General features: G+C 40.2%; 19 protein-coding genes. 6 read left to right on the forward strand and 13 right to left on the reverse strand.

Annotated elements, in window-relative coordinates; genetic code table 11:
- Positions 1 to 4: 4 nt before the first annotated feature.
- From F936_RS19125 to F936_RS17720, 6 genes are all read right to left on the reverse strand, one after another.
- Positions 5 to 178, reverse strand: coding sequence for a PA1571 family protein (locus tag F936_RS19125; RefSeq protein ID WP_002116397.1), 174 nt, complete (start codon positions 176 to 178; stop codon positions 5 to 7).
- A 139-nt stretch (positions 179 to 317) separates the two neighbouring features.
- Complete coding sequence (gene rng, locus F936_RS17700; RefSeq protein WP_005036381.1) at positions 318 to 1,772, reverse strand: ribonuclease G; 1,455 nt, start codon at positions 1,770 to 1,772, stop codon at positions 318 to 320.
- 113 nt (positions 1,773 to 1,885) lie between these two features.
- Positions 1,886 to 2,446, reverse strand: coding sequence for a Maf-like protein (locus F936_RS17705; RefSeq protein WP_005049963.1), 561 nt, complete (start codon positions 2,444 to 2,446; stop codon positions 1,886 to 1,888).
- Positions 2,434 to 2,925: a rod shape-determining protein MreD gene (gene mreD, locus F936_RS17710; RefSeq protein ID WP_003655328.1), complete on the reverse strand. Its 492-nt coding sequence runs from the start codon at positions 2,923 to 2,925 to the stop codon at positions 2,434 to 2,436. The genes F936_RS17705 and mreD overlap by 13 nt, the downstream gene beginning before the upstream one ends.
- Positions 2,912 to 3,769, reverse strand: a complete 858-nt coding sequence (gene mreC, locus F936_RS17715) for a rod shape-determining protein MreC (RefSeq protein ID WP_003655326.1) — start codon at positions 3,767 to 3,769, stop codon at positions 2,912 to 2,914. Before mreC ends, mreD begins: the two co-directional genes overlap by 14 nt.
- Positions 3,770 to 3,785: 16 nt before the next feature.
- The gene (locus F936_RS17720) at positions 3,786 to 4,826 is read right to left on the reverse strand and encodes a rod shape-determining protein (RefSeq protein ID WP_003655325.1); all 1,041 of its coding nucleotides are present in this window, start codon (positions 4,824 to 4,826) and stop codon (positions 3,786 to 3,788) included.
- 133 nt (positions 4,827 to 4,959) lie between these two features.
- On the opposite strand from F936_RS17720, the gene gatC reads away from it, so the two are divergent.
- The 5 genes from gatC to F936_RS17745 all read left to right on the forward strand — a co-directional run bounded on the left by gatC (position 4,960) and on the right by F936_RS17745 (position 9,602).
- Complete coding sequence (gene gatC / locus F936_RS17725) at positions 4,960 to 5,274, forward strand: Asp-tRNA(Asn)/Glu-tRNA(Gln) amidotransferase subunit GatC (RefSeq protein ID WP_000107699.1); 315 nt, start codon at positions 4,960 to 4,962, stop codon at positions 5,272 to 5,274.
- A 53-nt stretch (positions 5,275 to 5,327) separates the two neighbouring features.
- On the forward strand, positions 5,328 to 6,806 hold the full coding sequence (gene gatA / locus F936_RS17730) for an Asp-tRNA(Asn)/Glu-tRNA(Gln) amidotransferase subunit GatA (protein ID WP_005049967.1): 1,479 nt from the start codon (positions 5,328 to 5,330) through the stop codon (positions 6,804 to 6,806).
- A complete protein-coding gene (gene gatB / locus F936_RS17735; protein WP_005049970.1) occupies positions 6,806 to 8,275 on the forward strand; it encodes an Asp-tRNA(Asn)/Glu-tRNA(Gln) amidotransferase subunit GatB in 1,470 nt (489 codons plus the stop codon). Before gatA ends, gatB begins: the two co-directional genes overlap by 1 nt.
- Before the next feature lie 112 nt (positions 8,276 to 8,387).
- Positions 8,388 to 8,852: a hypothetical protein gene (locus tag F936_RS17740; RefSeq protein ID WP_005049972.1), complete on the forward strand. Its 465-nt coding sequence runs from the start codon at positions 8,388 to 8,390 to the stop codon at positions 8,850 to 8,852.
- A 171-nt stretch (positions 8,853 to 9,023) separates the two neighbouring features.
- A complete protein-coding gene (locus tag F936_RS17745) occupies positions 9,024 to 9,602 on the forward strand; it encodes a DJ-1/PfpI family protein (RefSeq protein WP_003655320.1) in 579 nt (192 codons plus the stop codon).
- A 110-nt stretch (positions 9,603 to 9,712) separates the two neighbouring features.
- Here the strand turns inward: F936_RS17745 and F936_RS17750 are convergent, their stop codons facing one another.
- The 3 genes from F936_RS17750 to F936_RS17760 all read right to left on the reverse strand — a co-directional run bounded on the left by F936_RS17750 (position 9,713) and on the right by F936_RS17760 (position 12,216).
- A complete protein-coding gene (locus F936_RS17750; protein ID WP_005049977.1) occupies positions 9,713 to 10,231 on the reverse strand; it encodes a hypothetical protein in 519 nt (172 codons plus the stop codon).
- Positions 10,232 to 10,341: 110 nt separating this feature from the next.
- Positions 10,342 to 11,112 carry a hypothetical protein gene (locus F936_RS17755; RefSeq protein ID WP_005049979.1) on the reverse strand — a complete coding sequence of 257 codons (771 nt, stop codon included), beginning with the start codon at positions 11,110 to 11,112 and terminating at the stop codon, positions 10,342 to 10,344.
- A gap of 39 nt (positions 11,113 to 11,151) precedes the next feature.
- Positions 11,152 to 12,216 carry a DUF1176 domain-containing protein gene (locus F936_RS17760; protein ID WP_005049981.1) on the reverse strand — a complete coding sequence of 355 codons (1,065 nt, stop codon included), beginning with the start codon at positions 12,214 to 12,216 and terminating at the stop codon, positions 11,152 to 11,154.
- A 124-nt stretch (positions 12,217 to 12,340) separates the two neighbouring features.
- Here F936_RS17760 and F936_RS17765 point away from each other — a divergent pair, with 124 nt between their 5' ends.
- Positions 12,341 to 13,090, forward strand: a complete 750-nt coding sequence (locus F936_RS17765) for a DUF4850 domain-containing protein (protein ID WP_005049984.1) — start codon at positions 12,341 to 12,343, stop codon at positions 13,088 to 13,090.
- Positions 13,091 to 13,129: 39 nt separating this feature from the next.
- Here the strand turns inward: F936_RS17765 and sbmA are convergent, their stop codons facing one another.
- The 4 genes from sbmA to F936_RS17785 all read right to left on the reverse strand — a co-directional run bounded on the left by sbmA (position 13,130) and on the right by F936_RS17785 (position 18,623).
- On the reverse strand, positions 13,130 to 14,326 hold the full coding sequence (gene sbmA / locus F936_RS17770) for a peptide antibiotic transporter SbmA (protein ID WP_005049987.1): 1,197 nt from the start codon (positions 14,324 to 14,326) through the stop codon (positions 13,130 to 13,132).
- Between the two features lie 237 nt (positions 14,327 to 14,563).
- Positions 14,564 to 15,799, reverse strand: a complete 1,236-nt coding sequence (locus F936_RS17775) for a threonine ammonia-lyase (protein ID WP_005049988.1) — start codon at positions 15,797 to 15,799, stop codon at positions 14,564 to 14,566.
- A 204-nt stretch (positions 15,800 to 16,003) separates the two neighbouring features.
- A complete protein-coding gene (locus F936_RS17780) occupies positions 16,004 to 16,978 on the reverse strand; it encodes a patatin-like phospholipase family protein (protein WP_003655311.1) in 975 nt (324 codons plus the stop codon).
- 169 nt (positions 16,979 to 17,147) lie between these two features.
- Positions 17,148 to 18,623, reverse strand: a complete 1,476-nt coding sequence (locus F936_RS17785; protein WP_005049991.1) for an alanine/glycine:cation symporter family protein — start codon at positions 18,621 to 18,623, stop codon at positions 17,148 to 17,150.
- Between the last annotated feature and the right edge of the window lies 1 nt (position 18,624).

The following is an 18,624-nucleotide window of genomic DNA, read 5'->3' on the forward strand; positions in this document are numbered from 1 at the left end:
CCCCTTATTTTTTGATTGTGCGGCACTGGTTAAGCAACTGATGACATACTGAACGAATCATTGCAGTTGTGATCGGTACTTCTTTACCTTGGTCATTCAACATATAGCAGCTATTTACTGGCGTGCTTTCTAAAACATGTTTAAGACCGTTGCTAATTAAGTTTTCACTTACATTCATGGGTTATACCTCTTATTGTTTGCTAAGACGTTAAGTAGGGAGAACGTCTAGGGCTACTGTATGTAAGTAGTATTTAAAATTCATGAATGAAAGTAAAATTTCAGTTGTAACAAGGATTAAGCGATATCTTGTTACAACTTTAGCTTAAAATGATATCGTATTGCTCTTGCGTATATAAATTTTCGACCTGAAATTTAATGACACGGTTAATAAAATGCTCTAAATCAGCCACTGCGGGCGCTTCTGCTGTTAATAATCGGTCAATCACAGAAGGGTGAGCAACAACAGTAAAGCCACTCGTTGACTCAAATGCGCGGGTATATCGTAATATCTCACGAAATATTTCGTAACACACTGTCTCTGCTGTTTTGACAAAACCACGTCCTTGGCACGTTGGACACGACTCACACAGCAAATGTTCTAACGATTCCCGTGTTCGTTTACGAGTCATTTCGACCAGACCAAGTTCTGATACCTGAGTGATTTTGGTCTTGGCGTGATCACGCTCAAGCATTTTTTCAAACTGACGCATCACCTCTTCACGGTGAGTTGCCTCTTGCATGTCAATAAAATCAATAATGAGAATACCACCCAAATTACGCAGTCTAAGTTGACGTGCAATGACTTGAGTGGCTTCCATATTGGTTTTAAAAACGGTGTCTTCAAGACTACGACCGCCAACATATGAGCCAGTATTAACGTCAATTGTCGTCATGGCTTCAGTCTGGTCAATCATCAGATAACCACCCGATTTCAAAGCAACACGTGTTTGAAGGGCTTTCTGGATGTCTTCTTCGACGTTATAGAGATCAAATAGCGGTCGCTCACCCGGATAATGAATGAGTCGACTCTGCATATTTGGAACAAATTCTTCAACAAACTCAAGAAGCTTGGCATGAATTTCTCTCGAATCGACATAGATCTTTGCAGTCTCTTCGCTAGCTAAATCTCGAATAATGCGCTGAGGTAATGGAAGCTCTTCAAAGATTAAAGAAGGAACAGCAACATCAATCTGCTTACGTTGGATGTACTCCCATAATTTACTGAGGTAGCACATATCCCGTGCAATTTCTGCCTCATCCACACCTTCGGCAGCTGTACGTACAATCACGCTACCCGGCAGATTATGTTCAGATTGAATACTTTCAATAATATTACGTAGTCGCTCTCGCTCTTCTTCGGACTCAATACGCTGCGATACGCCAATATGGTTACCATATGGCATGAGAACCAGATAGCGAGAAGGAATTGAGAGATCTGTACTCAGACGTGCCCCTTTCGTTCCTAACATATCTTTCATGACTTGAACGGTCAGGGTTTGACCGGGATGTAAGAGTTCAAAAACGTTTGGGGTGGGCTGTGAACGAGGCCAAACCATATCATTAATATGTAAAAAGGCTGTTCGGGATAAACCGATATCAACAAAAGCAGCTTGCATGCCCGGAAGCACTCGCACGACTTTACCCTTGTAAATATTGCCGACTAGACCGCGCTTGACTGTACGCTCGACATACAGCTCATTAACAGTTCCATTTTCGATTAATGCCACCCGACACTCCATAGGCGTGACATTAATAAGTAATTCTTCTGACATACATAAACTCAAAGCATTATAAAATTTTTATTAAAGAGTCAGAGAAGCTGTTAACTTTAACTTTGTCTAGTGTTCATCGACAATGCTATTCAATTAAGAATGATAACAATCCCTTATGTCTTTACTCTTTTTAATAACTGTGCAAATTCGTATAAAGGAAGTCCTACCACATTACTATAACTTCCTTGAATTTGGGGAATATATTGAGAAGCAATCCCTTGAATTGCATATCCACCGGCCTTCCCAACAGGCTCTCCTGTGGTCCAATAATCTTCCATATCTTGCGTAGTCAGATGTTGGAACTCAACTTGTGTCTGTACAACCTGACTCAACATTTGTTGTTGAGTAGCAACACATATTCCAGAAAACACGTCATGCCAACGCCCAGATAATTGTTTCCATATTTCAAAAGCATGGCTTTTTGATTCAGGCTTACCAATTATTTGGCCATCCAGCCCTAGACTTGTATCGGCAGCAATAACAATTGCTTCTGGAAAAAGTTTTAATACAGCTTGCGCTTTTTCTCTAGCTAAACGTTCAACATACTGATGAACGAGTTCATTCTCATGAACAGATTCGTCAATATCAGGGCTATAGATTTCAAAATCCAAACCCAGTTGTTGCAATAACTCCTTCCGACGAGGAGAGCTAGATGCTAAAACTATATTCGCCATTTTGCCAAACAATAATAGACGATTGGCCAAGTAATAATACTTGTCATTAATGGTTGCCAGTGTCTAGCAATCGAAAAATGAATTCCACCCATGGTCTGGGTTACCCACATAAACGCTAAATGAGCAATAATGACCAGAGTTGCAATCGTCCATAAATTACCAAAGGTTAAGATACGACGTTCACGAATTAAAAAACGGGTAAGAAAAGTCATAATTACAAAACTTAGGGCATTGAGGCCCAAAGGTGCATCAAGCAATAAGTCTGTAAAAATCCCCATTCCAAATGCAAACCAGACCCCACACCACGTTGGCTGACATACCACCCAAAACAGCATAATCATCAACATGAATAATGGGCGCCAACCTGAAATATCGTAGGACAGCGGGTAAACCATGAGCACAGAACCCACGATAACGGAGATAATAATCCCCCATAATGGATCTTTGCGCTTTTCTCGTTTCAGTTTAGCGATTGGCATATGGCTGCTCCTTTGCTAATGAATCCGAAAAAAGTACAACTACATGGTGTCCTGTTGCTAATTGCGCTGCTGGTGTTACATCAATTTCCGCAAACTCACCTGAGTTATGACGTTTGATTTTGGCAACCGTACCTACTGCGTACCCTGCTGGGAAATGTTCGCCCAAACCTGAGCTAAACACTTTATCGCCCACTTGAATATTCGCACTAGTCGGCACATATTCCATTTTCAAACGGCCCAAATCACCTGTACCAGAAACAATCGCCCGCATTCCAGTGCGTTCAAGACGTACCGAAAGTGAATGTTCTTTATCTGATAACAACATTACACGTGAGCTATGAGGATATACATTAATGATCTGCCCCATAATCCCCTTATCATCCAGAACCGTTTGACCGACTTTTAAATGGTCCATAGAGCCACGGTTAACAATGATGATATGACGTAATGGGTCTGCATCTGTCCCGATCACTTCTGCAATCTCCATACGTCCATCAATAATTAATGGAGTATCAAGAAGACCTCGCAAACGGGTGTTTTCAGCAGATAGTTCAGAAAGCTTCTGTAAGCGGACTTGAGCTTGTAAAAGCTCAGCCTGCATCGCAGTATTTTCACGACGCAGTTGTGCTTCAGATTTTGTTTGTTGATTCAGCCATTCTCTCGACAGTACTGGATAACTGGCCAATGCATAAATTGGATTATATGCAGCGTACAAGACATCCCTTGCTGGCTGAATCACATACGGCATGCGCCAATCAAAAAATAGCACAACCAAGCATGTAATGACCGCAATAACGAACGAGCGGAAAGATGGCGGCTGTCTTGAAAAAATATTCGGTTGCACCGCCTAATCCTTAAACTTAACCAACAAAAAGCATGTCATGGTTCGGATTGTCAAAGAATTCCAATACTTTACCACCACCACGGGTAACACAAGTAAGAGGATCTTCAGCAACCATAACTGGTAAACCAGTTTCTTGAGCTAATAATTTATCGAGGTTACGAAGTAACGCACCACCGCCTGTCAACACAATACCGCGCTCGGCAATATCAGAAGAAAGCTCTGGAGGAGTTTGCTCAAGTGCTGATTTTACTGCGCTTACAATGTTTTGTAACGGATCAGAGATTGCTTGAGTAATTTCGTCAGAAGTTACAGTAATCGCACGAGGTACACCTTCTGCAAGGTTACGCCCACGTACTTCGATTTCTAATGTTGTGCCATCAGAAACAGCCATACCTACTTCTTTTTTAATAATTTCTGCTGTGGTTTCACCAATCACGCAACCATGAGCTTTACGAACATAATTGATAATTTGCTCATCAAAAACATCACCACCGATGCGTAAAGAGTCAGCATAGACACAACCTTGCAATGAAATAATTGCAATTTCTGTTGTACCACCACCAACATCCACAACCATAGAACCACACGCTTGTTCAACTGGCATACCTGCGCCAATTGCAGCAGCCATAGGCTCTTCAATCAAACGAACATCACGTGCACCAGCATTAAATACTGCTTCACGAATCGCACGACGCTCGACCAAAGTTGATTTACATGGTACACATACAACCACACGAGGTGCAGGTGGGAACAAACGTTTTTCGTGAACTTTACCAATAAACTGATTTAACATGGTTTCAGTCACTTCAAAATCCGCAATTACACCGTCTTTCATTGGACGAATTGCAGAAATATTCGCAGGTGTACGGCCTAACATTTGTTTCGCGTCCAGCCCTACTGCAGCAACAATTTTTTGTGAACCACTGTGACGAATTGCCACAACTGTTGGTTCATTTAATATAATGCCGCGGCCTGGTGCATAAATAAGTGTATTTGCTGTACCTAAATCAATGGCTAGATCCGGCGAAAACAAGCCAATTAGTCGTTTTAGAATCACGGTTCGTTCTCAGTTAAACTTTCATGTGGATGCAAGGTGGCAACTTTAAACTAAATGTGATGATTTGAACAAGTCAATCGCTTATTATAACGCACGATATTTTGAAAATTTTTAATACTGATTAGGTGATGTTATGTCTACATCGGATGCACAGCATTCAGCAGATTTAAATGCACAAACAGTTTCAGCAATCGCCAATCTTGCTCGATTGTCGCTCAATGATACGCAATCTGCTGAATATGCTCAAAGTCTAAATAAAATTTTAGGCATGATGGAAACCTTAAAAGGCATTGATACTGAAGGCGTAGAACCTTTAAAGAGTCCTTTTGATAATCCTCAACCTTTACGTGCTGATGTGGTAACTGAAAGCAATCATCGAGATGAGTACCAAGCAGTTGCACCAGCAACTCAAGATGGTTTGTATCTTGTTCCTCGCGTGATTGAATAACTTTTACTCAATTAACCCATCTTCCCTATTTTGAATGTAAAGAAATTTTACTCATGACTGATTTACATCGCTTATCAATTCGTGAACTTGCTGAGGGCTTAAGCCAAGCGAAGTTTTCATCTCGCGAACTGACTGAACATTATTTGCAACGTATTGCTAAAATCGACTCACAAGTTAAAAGCTACGTGACGGTTACACCTGAACAAGCTCTTCGCGACGCTGACGCGGCCGATGCTGCATTAAAAGCAGGTAATGCAACTGCTCTAACGGGTATTCCTCTTGCTCATAAAGATATCTTTTGTACCAAAGGTATTAAAACAACTGCTGGTTCAAAAATTCTAGACAACTTCATCTCTCCTTACGATGCAACTGTTGTGGAAAAAACTAAAGCTGCTGGTCTAGTCACTTTAGGTAAAGTGAACATGGACGAGTTTGCAATGGGCTCAACTTCTGAAAGCTCGTATGTTGGTGCAACCAGCAACCCATGGGCACTTGATCATGTTCCTGGTGGTTCATCTGGTGGCTCTGCTGCGGCTGTAGCGGCTGATTTAGCGCCTTTTGCTACTGGTACTGATACTGGTGGTTCAATTCGCCAACCTGCCTCTTTCTGTGGCTTAACAGGCTTAAAACCAACATATGGCCGTGTATCTCGTTTCGGGATCATTGCTTATGCATCATCTTTAGACCAAGCAGGCCCTATGGCACGTTCTGCTGAAGACTGTGCTTACCTCATGAATGTAATTGCAGGTCATGATGCGAAAGACTCAACTTCTGTTAAAAAAGAAGTCGATGACTACGTGGCAAACTTAAGCAATACATCTGTAAAAGGCTTACGCATTGGTATTCCTAAACAGTACTTTAACGTGGTTGGCCTAGATGCTGACGTAAAAGCTCGTGTTGAAGAGTCTTTGAAAAAGCTTGAAGAAATGGGTGCAACACTTGTTGAGATTGACCTCAACATGACTGAAGCTTATGTACCAACGTATTACCTCATCGCGCCAGCAGAGGCATCTTCTAATTTGTCTCGTTATGATGGTGTTCGTTACGGCCACCGCTGTGAAAACCCAGCTGACTTAATGGATCTTTACAAGCGTTCACGTTCAGAAGGTTTTGGTCCAGAAGTTCAACGTCGTATCTTAATCGGTACTTATGCTCTTTCTGCGGGTTATTACGATGCTTACTATGTGAAAGCACAAAAAGTACGTCGTTTAATTCAACAAGACTTCTTAAAAGCATTTGAAAATGTGGATGTGATTGCTGCACCGTCTGCACCAACGACTGCTTATAAAATTGGTGCAAACTTAAGTCCAACTGAAATGTATTTAGGCGATATCTATACACTTGCAGTGAACTTAGCAGGCTTACCAGCGATTAATGCTCCTGTTGGTTTTGACAAAGACAGCTTGCCTGTCGGCTTACAATTGATTGGCAACTACTGGTCAGAATCACAATTGCTGTCAATTGTTCATCAATACCAACAAAACACTGACTGGCACACAAAACGTGCGGCAATTGCTGAGGAGAATGCATAATGGCTGAAGCTCAAAAGTTGAAATTGATTGACGGTTGGGAAGTCGTTATTGGTATCGAGATTCACACTCAGCTTGCAACCCATTCTAAAATTTTCTCTGGTTCATCGACTGAATTTGGTCAAGACCCGAATACACAAGCAAGCCTTGTAGACTTGGCAATGCCAGGTGTACTCCCTGTTTTGAATGAAAAAGTGGTTGATCTTGCAATTCGCTTTGGTTTGGGGATAGATGCTTACATCGACCAAGCTTCTGTATTTGCACGTAAAAACTACTTCTACCCTGACTCTCCAAAGGGCTATCAAATTAGCCAAATGGATAATCCAATTGTCGGCTTAGGCCACATTGATATCCAACTTGAAGATGGCACGACTAAACGTATTGGGGTAACTCGTGCTCACCTTGAAGAAGATGCAGGTAAATCTGTACACGACCAATTTGAAGGCATGTCTGGCATTGACTTAAACCGTGCTGGTACGCCTTTACTTGAAATCGTGTCTGAACCTGACATGCGTTCGGTTGAAGAAGCTGTGGCATATATCAAATCAATTCACACACTTGTGCGTTGGTTAGGTATTTCCGACGGCAACATGGCTGAAGGTTCATTCCGTGCGGACTGTAACGTGTCTTTACGTCGTCCAGGTCAACCGTTTGGTACACGCTGTGAGTTAAAAAACCTCAACTCATTCCGTTTCATCGAGCAAGCGATCAATGTTGAAATTGAACGCCAAATGGAAATTTTGGAATACGGCGGAAGCATCGACCAAGAAACACGTTTGTTCGATCCAAACAAAATGGAAACGCGTTCAATGCGTTCGAAAGAAGAAGCGAACGATTACCGCTACTTCCCAGATCCAGACTTGTTACCCGTGATTATTGCAGATGAGCAAATTGAAGCTGCTCGCGCTGCACTTCCAGAGTTGCCTGCTGCACGCCGTACACGCTTTATCGCAGACTTTGGTGTAACTGAGTACGATGCACATGTACTTACGCTCTCACGCGAAATGGCAGACTTCTATGAGGCTGTTGTAGCTGCTGCGGGCGGTGCTGCACAAGGTAAAGTATCTGCAAACTGGGTGATGGGCGAATTCTCAGGCGCGTTAAACAAAGCAAACCTAGATTTGGCTGACTCTCCTGTTTCTGCTGAACAGCTTGGTGGCATGATTGCACGTATTGTTGATAACACCATCAGCGGTAAGATTGCAAAACAAGTCTTTGGCTTTATGTGGGAATCGGAAGGTAAATCTGCCGATGACATTATTGCGGAAAAAGGCTTAAAGCAAGAAACCGATACTGGTGCAATTGAAGCAATCATTAAAGAAGTACTTGCAGCCAATGAAAAAATGGTTGAAGAATACAAGTCTGGTAAGGAAAAAGCCTTTAATGGTCTTGTAGGTCAAGTCATGAAAGCATCTAAGGGTAAAGCTAACCCTGCTCAAGTCAATGAATTAATGAAAAAATTGATTGGTTAAATTGATCTCACTTCAAAAGAAAACCCGCTTTAGAGCGGGTTTTTATCTATTTTATAAACTTAATGAATCCACAATAAATTTTTAAGCTAAAACTATACTCAACAGGTTAACCATGACAAATAGATTACTTATTACGACTTCTTTATTGTTAATAAACTCGACACTTTTTGCTCAAGCTGTTCAAATTCCAAAAAGTGAAGTAGCATCTATTTTTAAAGCTGCGGATTTCAAAAAAACAAAACATGGCTGGAAAGGCAACTGCGATACGGGTGAAATTATCATTTATCAAGATTTGAATGGTGATGGCCGTAAAGATGCCGTTATTCAAGATAGTAGCAGTATGTGCTATGGGAATACTGGCGTTGGCTACCATATTATTTCACAACAAAAAGATGGTAAATGGAAACAACTATTTAGTGACTCTGGCATACCTACCTTTTTGAAAACTAAAGGCAAAGATGGCTGGCTTGATATTGAAAATGGGGGGCCAGGCTTCTGTTTTGCTATTTATCGATGGAATGGTAAAGAGTACATCGTCAACCGTTATGAATATCAGGGTAAAGCTTGCCAGTTATAAGAAAAAACCTAAGGAAGTTTAAGCAGCCTCGATTTATCTGGAGGTTTTTCATATCACTCATGAAGTACCCTTCGACTAAAGAATGCGCTTTTTACTAAAAAATCGCATAGCGACTATGCTAATTTAAATTAAAACTTCAGATAACTTATATTTTAAAAAGAGAAATAAATCATGTCTAAAAAGATTTTAATGTTGGTCGGCGACTATGCTGAAGATTATGAAACCATGGTCCCTTTCCAGTTTTTAACTGGTTTGGGTTATACAGTGCATGCTGTTTGCCCGAATAAAAAGAACGGCGACCATATTGCGACGGCTATTCATGACTTTGAAGGTGACCAAACCTATAGCGAAAAACGCGGTCACAATTTTGCCATTAACTATGATTTTGATGCTGTTAATACTGAAGACTATGTAGGTTTAGTCATTCCAGGGGGGCGTGCACCAGAATATTTACGCATGAATGAACGTGTTATCGAAATTGTGCGTGAGTTTGATCGAGTGAAAAAACCAATTGCAGCAGTATGTCATGGCGCTCAGTTACTTGCTGCGGCAGATGTACTAAAAGACCGCTTGTGTTCGGCTTATCCAGCATGTGCTGCCGAAGTAAAATTAGCTGGTGGAAAATACGCAGATATTGCTGTGACCGAAGCCGTTACGGATGGAAATTTGGTGACTGCGCCTGCTTGGCCTGCACATCCAGCGTGGTTAGCGCAGTTTGTAAAAGTTTTAGGGGCTACGATTAGTATTTAAGCAGGTCTTGCCATTAAAGCCACTAAAAATAAAACCTGCTATTAGTTAGAGACCAATTTCATCTAATAGCAGGTTACATTCATTTATTTGAGAAACAGAAAACTAAATTACTATCTCGTGATTCCCAACTTGTTCCAAATCTCTGGGGTTAAAAACGTTGTCACCAATTTATTTAAGTCGATATAGCGTAATGTGCCCTGCAATTGTTGTTTGACTGCTGGATCTTTCACAATATCTTCGCCAGCACTTTGACCTAACTGCTGAAAAGCCTCTCCAACAGCCTTAACACCTTCCGCTTGAATCACAGCTTTAGTTTGGGTAGAACATTGCTCTACGATTATACGTTGTAAAACCTGTGCCAGTTTTTGATCTAACTGATCTTTTTGCTCGGGTGTTACATTACTAAATGCTTTTAAATCTGGATGAGCAGCTAAAGCCGTAAATGTCCATTGAAGTACTGTGGTCTTGTCTGAAGTGGTTGTGGCCTTAACTAAACAGTCACTCAACTGATCGACCGTTGGGCCAGCCATCGCAATTTGTGTTGTACCTAGTACAGCAACAGCCATACAAACTGAACGGCTCAAATGTGAAAACTTACGGCGGGCAATCGCATAAACATGACGTGACATAGGTCTAGCTCCAATAAACAATCTGTTCTTTGTATCACAGAGCGAGTGGAGTTACCTGTTATGACTCTGTAAATCGTCTACTTCTTCAAATTTATCAACTGATTTAATCCTTAACCCATTCCGGCATAATTCCATGTTTCAGGAATACTCGGTTGTTCTGGTGCTTTATTTAAGTCAATATTTAAGTTTCTACTGCCCTTATATGATTTCTCACCTGAATCTGATGCAGGTGATACGCCTAAACTATAACGATAGCGGAATTGCCACAATAACGGTTTGATTGGACGAATATCCAGACTTAAAGAATCCTCATCATGACAATTCCCTTTGGAACTTTCATAATCTTGCTCAGAAAAACAGGCTCTGATCATCCGACTAAAATTAAATGGATAGTTCGCAATAACCTGGTGTATCTTTCCAGAATCAGTTAACTCATAAAAACTAGCACGCTCAATATTTGCACCGCCTCCTGAATACATTTCAGAAAACTGATCAATTATTGCAATTGCATAACGCTGTTGAGTGAGTGGAAAAAGCTTAGGAAATATATATTGTTTATGAAAGCCATCTTCGCTTCCTGTTGTCACAATATTCCATTTCCGGACCAATTTAAAACCCGTAGATGTAGATTTAAACTGTGCGATATCATTACGACTCGATAATATCCATAAATTCTGGTCTGGAGTTTTTAGGCTACGCCATTGCACGCCTTGCAGACATACATCTCTTATTTGCTCACATAGTTGTTTCTGTTCAGTTTGGGACAATTGATCTTTTTTAAACTCTAAAATGTCTAAAGGTGCAGCAAAAGCAGGATTAGCAAAACAAGCAAACATTGCAGCTACAACCAAGAAAGCTATCTCTATTTTCCTTTTAATCATTTATTCTTTTCCTAAAAATATTTTTAGTCGACCACTAAGCTATTTGACAATAGACTCAATTTTATCAAGCTCCCACACGCCCCCTGCTGCCAAACCTTTGCACATGCCTGTCCACATATCTTTCGTATGTACAAACTTTTGACCGTCCCACACCCATTCCTCACTCGCCCAGCAATCTCCAACACCTCTTCCCTTTTGAGCACTGCTAATAATGCCATTATCAAAATCTGATGCTGTCTCAGTTACAAATGTTGCGTTACCAGTCAAAGACTCATCAAGTATCCAAGCACCATACCCTTCGTTATAAGCACCTCTCCAACATAGAGTGGTCGCCAGAACTTTCTTATTGGTCAGTTTATACAACTCGATTTTTTGTGGTTCAGCTCCATCACTACTACCATAGATTCCTTCACAAAATCCTTCTTCTTTTGGGTTCGTTTGAGCTGACATTAAACTATGATAAACAGATTGATACGACTTACTTTTTGGTTGCAACGTCAAATATGGCTTAGCCGCTGTTTTGACATGCTTTACAATTAATTTGGGTTGGGCTGCCAACACTTTTGATTCATTAGCCGGCCCTTTTTTGACCAAAGCACCAACAGTTCCGATACGCTTCTGAAAATCATCCATTTTTAGCAACACAGCAGTCATTCCTGCATCGGAAATCGTCCATTCATGCTGCGCATTTTTAAATATAATTTCAGTTTTCTGCTTTGACTGCTGGAGTAAAGCGTTGACCTGTGAGTTATTCAGTTTCCCTATTAATGGCAGCTCGACACCATCCACAATGACAGTGCCTAAATCTTTGCCATTCACATAAAAGTGGATATTTTTAAGCTGACTTGCAGGCAAGCTTTGCTCATAGTCTGATAAAGCAAATTCAGCCTGTACAGGTTGCTTTGGACCCGCTTTACGCACTAATAACAGCGACGCTGGATTATCACCATTTTCTTCATTTTGATACCCTGCGGCCTTACATGATCCCGTATTACTGCAAGAGATTTCCCACTCTTGATGTGAAAATGAAATGCCTTTTATGTCTTGAGCAAAACTATAAGAACTAATAGCTGATAAACAGCAGATTGAAAGTATTTTTTTCATTTTTTCATGTCTCTATAGATCTGTTTTTATTATTAAGTTAAAAACAGTATAAAATTTTGGGTTACCGTCTAGTTTAAAAGAATATGCTAGGTTGATAGAAAATTTAAATGATTACTTTTTAAAAATGAAAAAACTATATTTTTTACTATGTGTCGCGTTAGTGAGTACAGCTTCAATTACACATGCCGAAGTAAAAAGCTTTACTCCCCATTTCCCAAAGTTTTATAGCTCTGCTGCAACCCGCAAAGCAGATAATCAGTTCTACGCTCTCGGAGAAGCAAAATTTTTAAATGGTATTACAGTGCCATTTTATGGTGTTACTGCGCTGAGCCCAACAGATGATGGTTTGCTTAAAGATTTTGAAAAATGCACACTAAAAAATTGCCGCTTTAATTTTAAGCTCGATGCTCAACATGCTAAGCAGCTTAAGCTTCTTGCATTACCGGAAACAGGGTTAGTGCTTGTACCTAGAAATTGGCAAGATGTGCAAGCAAATGCAGGTGCCAACGGTAGCGGCTTTGCTTTAGCGATGTGTCCAGATCAAAAACAAGCAATAGAGCTTTATGACTCTTCATTTTGTGTTGGATGTGGATTGCCAAATGCAACGCTCTATTTTCCTGAACTGTTAAAAGAAAGTCTTGAAAATGAGTTTGGTGGTTATAAAGATCCTAAAAAACTAATCAATATTGTTCATCCATCTAAGAATGTGGCTTTTTTTAGTTATCAAATTCCCCACATCAATAATAAAACACATGGTATTGCGAAATATTACGATGAAGACACGTTTAACTATAAAGAGATTCAAGTGACCTTAGATAAATCGCAACAGTCTTTAGTTGGGCCTATTCTCAACTTTTATAACGCAACTCATTAAACTAAAACTCATAAAAAAACCCGCTTTCGCGGGCTTTTTTTATTTGTGTAATATCGATTCAAAGGCTTTTAAACGCTTATAAATTGAAAGTAGTTCAATAATTGTTTTCCATGAACTAATTAAATATTGGAAAGATTCACGTACACGTCCAAATACATTTGCAATTTGTTGAATTAAACCTAATGTGAGCTTACCAGCAGCAATTGATGGGAAAAGGACAACCAAGTTATACAAAATATCAAGTTGCCCATACCAAATCGCCGTCATATTAAAATATGCATAGTGGAAATAAAGTCGGAAATAGTTTTTACGTACGTTACTGAATAACTCACGTAAGGTAGCGGGTTTTGCCCGATCTACATGGTCTTCGCCATAAACGAGTTCTTTACGATACGCTGCTTCTACTTTCTGATTATTAAATTGAAGCCCTGGTAACTTTACACCTACTACCATTAATAGGACGGTCCCGAAAATTGACCAGACTATTGCCGCCCATACTAAAGAATGATCTAACTCTCCAATAATGGGTAATGTAGGAACGTATTTAGACAGTTGGAATAAAATAGGTAAAAAAGCAATAAGTGTAATAATTGCCTTTACCAGCTCAACACCCAAATCTTCCAAAATAGTTGCAAAGCGCATCGTGTCTTCTTGTACACGCTGTGAGGCACCTTCAACATGGCGCAGTTGCTCCCAGTGCTCAGTGTAATATTCATTCATTGCCGTACGCCAACGAAATACATAATGGCTGGTAAAAAAAGCATTAATCACGGCCAGAGTTACAGCCACCATTGCAATATAAAGAAACACTAAGGTCTCGCTATAAAGTGCCGAAAGATTTCCCCCACCATTCGAAAGCATTTTTTGAATTAAATCCCAAAATGGCACATACCATGCATTAATCGCAACACTGACCTGAACAGCAAACCAGATATTAAACAAAATAAATGCCGAGCCCCATATAGACCAACGCTGCCATGGATTATTGGAAATAATTTTCCAAAAGCCAGCAAAGAGAGCGGTAGAGACTAAAAACCAAAGATAAAACCATAAAAAAGCAGGTGACCAAAAACGGTTTACACCAACTGGTAATTCAGCTTCAGCATAACCATGAGGAAAGCCGAGATACTCACCCCAGTGATCTCCGCCTGTGTACCAGAGCACCATATTTAACGCGAGCCAAATAACCGCAGATATAAAGAAATATCGTGGTGATGGAAAAAATGATTTGAACATTAAGCCTGGATATCCTTATATTTCTTCAAATTTACAATGAGAAGAATACTAAAACCTAAACCTTAAAATTGTGAAGGATAAAGTTTAGAGAATTGTCAGTTTTTCTCGTTTCATTGAAGGATTTGATCGTTTTTTTGTAAATTCATCCCTTTTTGGCAATTTAATCCATTTAAATTGCCTTGTATATGACCCCCAATAGAGCCATATACGGCTTTTATAACACAGCAATATCAGAGATTAAATCTCTTCTTTACGAACAATGTAGCCTTCCAACTGCATTGCCTGAATGAGCAAATCTAGGTCTGAGGCACTTTTAAGCTCAACGTCAACACTCACAGCACTTTCCTTGGCACGGCTTGTTGCAGCAAAGCGCTCATGGCGAAGTTCATAAATATTACCGCCTTGCTCAGCAATAATTGCGGTTAAACGAGCTAAAGCACCTGGATTATCCGGCAATTCAACACGAATACGGACCATACGACCTGTACGCGTTAAATGACGTTGTAATACAGAAACCATAACACGTGTATCAATATTGCCACCAGAAAGCACTACACCCAACTTATGACCTAAAAATAGATCAGGACGAGACATAATTGCAGCAATACCGGTCGCTCCAGCCCCTTCACATACTGTTTTTTCAATATTGAGTAATAGCGCAATTGCCTCTTCAATCATGTCTTCAGTGACAACCACAATATCGTCGACATATTCTTTAGCAACTTGAGTCGTAAGCTCACCTGGGGTTTTAACTGCAATACCTTCAGCAACTGTTGAACCCATTGAAACAGCAAGTTGATAGTTACAAAGCAACTTAGCCATACTTGGGTAAACGACTGACTGCACCCCAATAATTTTAATTTTTGGATTTATGGCTTTGGCAGCAATCGCAATACCTGAAATTAGGCCACCACCACCAATTGGCACCACTAAAATGTCTAGATCAGGTACAGCTGCAAGCATTTCAAGTGCAATGGTTCCTTGACCTGCAATGATTTCTGCATCATCAAACGGGTGGATAATCGTTAAAGACTCTTCTTGAGCAATGCGATGCATTTCAACAGCGGCTTCAGAAAAATCTTGTCCATGTAAAATCACTCGTGCCCCATATTCACGCACTCGCTGTACTTTTACATTAGGCGTAGACTTTGGCATTACAATCGTGGCTGTTACCCCTGTGCGCTGAGCATGATACGCTACGCCTTGCGCATGATTGCCTGCCGAAGCTGCAATAACACCATGTTGTTTTTCTTGGTCAGATAAACACAACAGTTTATTCAGTGCCCCACGCTCTTTAAAAGAAGCTGTAAATTGTAAGTTTTCAAATTTCAGCCACATTTCAGCCCCTAAGGTTTTAGAAATGGTTTCTGAGAAAACAAAAGGAGTTTTTACGACTAAACCTTCCAAACGCTCTGCGGCAGCATGAACATCATCTAATGTTGGAAACCCATTTTTAACCTGTTGCTGTATCATTTATCTAGTCAGCCTCAATACATTACAAATCAATTATTTTTTAAAAATGACATCAATATTTTATATTGGTCATCAGAGTTTTCAGCATATCCAACATGTACCTAATATACAAAAATTTTTATTCCAAAAATTAAGGATTTAAACTCGCATAAAAAAAAGCCCTGCTCAGGCTTTTTATTTAATTTTCAAAAGATTAACGTTAAATTATTGGGTTTGTGCGCTCAAGCCATCCGTAGATAGATTTTGTTCAGCTATTTTTTCATCAATTGCAAATTGAATATCGGAAAGTTTGGCATTAGCTGCATCTATGCCAGATTTCATAGTAGCTTCACGACCTTTCACATCAAAAATATGGGCTTTTTCTCTTAAATCCGGCTGAATAACAACATCCGCATATTGTAATTCTTCTGCTGCCAGACGACCTTGCATAATATTAATATTCTGGTTAAACAGCCCCCAGACATTCGAGGTTTCTGTATAAATAGGCTGAGCTAAAATATCAACGGCAATAATGACATCAGCACCTAAATCACGAGCGACTTCAACAGGTACAGGGCTCACTAAACCACCATCGACATATTCAGATTTACCGATTTTAGTCGGTACAAACATACTTGGAATTGAAGCCGAGGCTCTTACGGCTTGCCCAGTATTACCATAGTTAAACACAGTTTTAGTGCCATGCTTTAATTCGGTTGCAACCACATACATTGGGATTTTCATTTTTTCGAGTGGCATGTTGTTTACTTGCTCGTTAACGTAGTTTTCTACTTTTTTGCCATCAAAAAAACCTTTTAGCCCGATACTAATATCACGCACATCGCCAGCTTTCATTTTTAATGCAGTATCACGTAATTCAGAAGGACTTTTACCACTGGCATAAAGGGCTCCCACAATACTACCGGCACTGGTACCTACAATAAAATCTGGTCGAATACCATGTTGTTCCAAAACCTCAATAACGCCTATATGAGCATAACCTCGTGCTCCACCGCTACCCAGTACGAGCGCAACAACTGGACGTTTTTGCTGTTTTTTAATTCGTGCAAATGGCTGATCGACAGAGCGAGCATAAGCCTCCGCTGTTTGCGGTTTTAGAGCAGCAGATAAGTGTGTAGTGGTCTGGCATCCTGCCAACACCATAGAGAGTCCGAGAACCCACAATTTAAGCTGTTTCATGGCCTATCTTCGCACTATGAGGTTTAAGTTCGGATTGCAATTTTAGTTGCTAGTCTTGTGAAAAGCTGTATCGAATTTATTTAATTTGTCATGTTTAAAATTTAGACTCAAGTATTTTATCTCTCCCCCTATGAAAAAGGCCCCTTATTTATAAGAGGCCTTTTTTAACTTACCAGATATCTGAATCAACTTTCTTTTTCAATTCCGGATACTTATCAATTTTAAACTCAGGCTCTTTAATGCCTTTTTTCAATTGTTCACGGTAATCTTTCAATAATGTACGTGCCATCGGTGTTAATAGTACGATTGCAATCAAGTTAATGGTTGCCATGATACCCATAAACAAGTCAGCCATAGACCAAACGAGTGGAACACTACCAATTGCACCGAAGTACACCATCACCAATACAAAAATACGGAAGATGAACATGACTTTCGGATTGTTATTGATAAACTGTACATTACCTTCTGCATAGGCATAGTTACCTAGTACAGCTGAATAACAGAATAAGAATAATAGAACTGCAAGGAAGTCCGATCCCCAATGCCCAACTTGAGTTTCTAAAGCACGTTGTGTTAATTCAACACCAACAAAACCTGCATCTTGGTAAACGCCAGAAACCAAAATGATGATTGCAGTACTTGTACATACAATGAAAGTATCTACAAATACACCCAGCATTTGTACCAAACCTTGGTTTACAGGATGTTTTACATCAGATGCAGCCGCTGCGTTTGGTGCAGAACCCATACCAGCTTCGTTAGAGAATAAACCACGCTTAATCCCTTGCATCATTGCCATTGACACTGCCGCACCAAAGAAACCACCTGCTGCAGAATTAAAATTGAAAGCTTCAGTCACAATCAGCTTTAAAATATCAGGCAAAATTGCATAGTTACTGATTGCAATATATAGAGCAACGGCTAGGTAAAGACCTGCTTTTAAAGGTACAAACATCTCTGCAAATTTAGCGATGCGCTTAATACCACCAAAAATTGCCAATGCCACTAAAACTACAAGAGCAAGACCAACCCATGAAATTTCTAGATCAACGCCACCTAAATGAGCAATAAGATTAGCTTTGTCCCAACCCCAAGCATGTGAAGATGCATTAGCAATCGCATTGATTTGAACTGAGTTGAATACGAAACCGTAGGTAAAGATCAATGCAAGCGCGAAGACCACACCAAAGGTTTTACTACGTAAACCTTGAGTAATATAGTAGGCTGGTCCACCGCGGAACTGTTTAGTCTTACTATCTCTAACTTTAAATAGCTGAGCAAGTGTAGACTCAATAAAAGCTGAACTCATACCAAGAAGAGCAGTCACCCACATCCAGAACACTGCACCAGGGCCACCGATTGCGATTGCAATTGCCACACCGGCAATATTACCAACACCAACACGGCTCGCAAGCCCTGTTACAAATGCCTGAAAAGGTGTAAGGCCATGCTCATCTTCACCTTCTTTACGACTGCTTTTCATCACTCGGATACTTTGCAAGAACATGCGAATTTGCACAGCTCCTGTTAAGACCGTATAAAAAACACCTACAGCCAGCAAGAAAATAACCAAAAAGTCCCATAAAGGATCATTAAAAAATTTTATCCACGACATCAGTGTGGCATTGAGTTGTTCATTCATA

The sequence above is a fragment of the Acinetobacter calcoaceticus DSM 30006 = CIP 81.8 genome (assembly GCF_000368965.1).
Taxonomy (GTDB): Bacteria; Pseudomonadota; Gammaproteobacteria; order Pseudomonadales; family Moraxellaceae; genus Acinetobacter; species Acinetobacter calcoaceticus.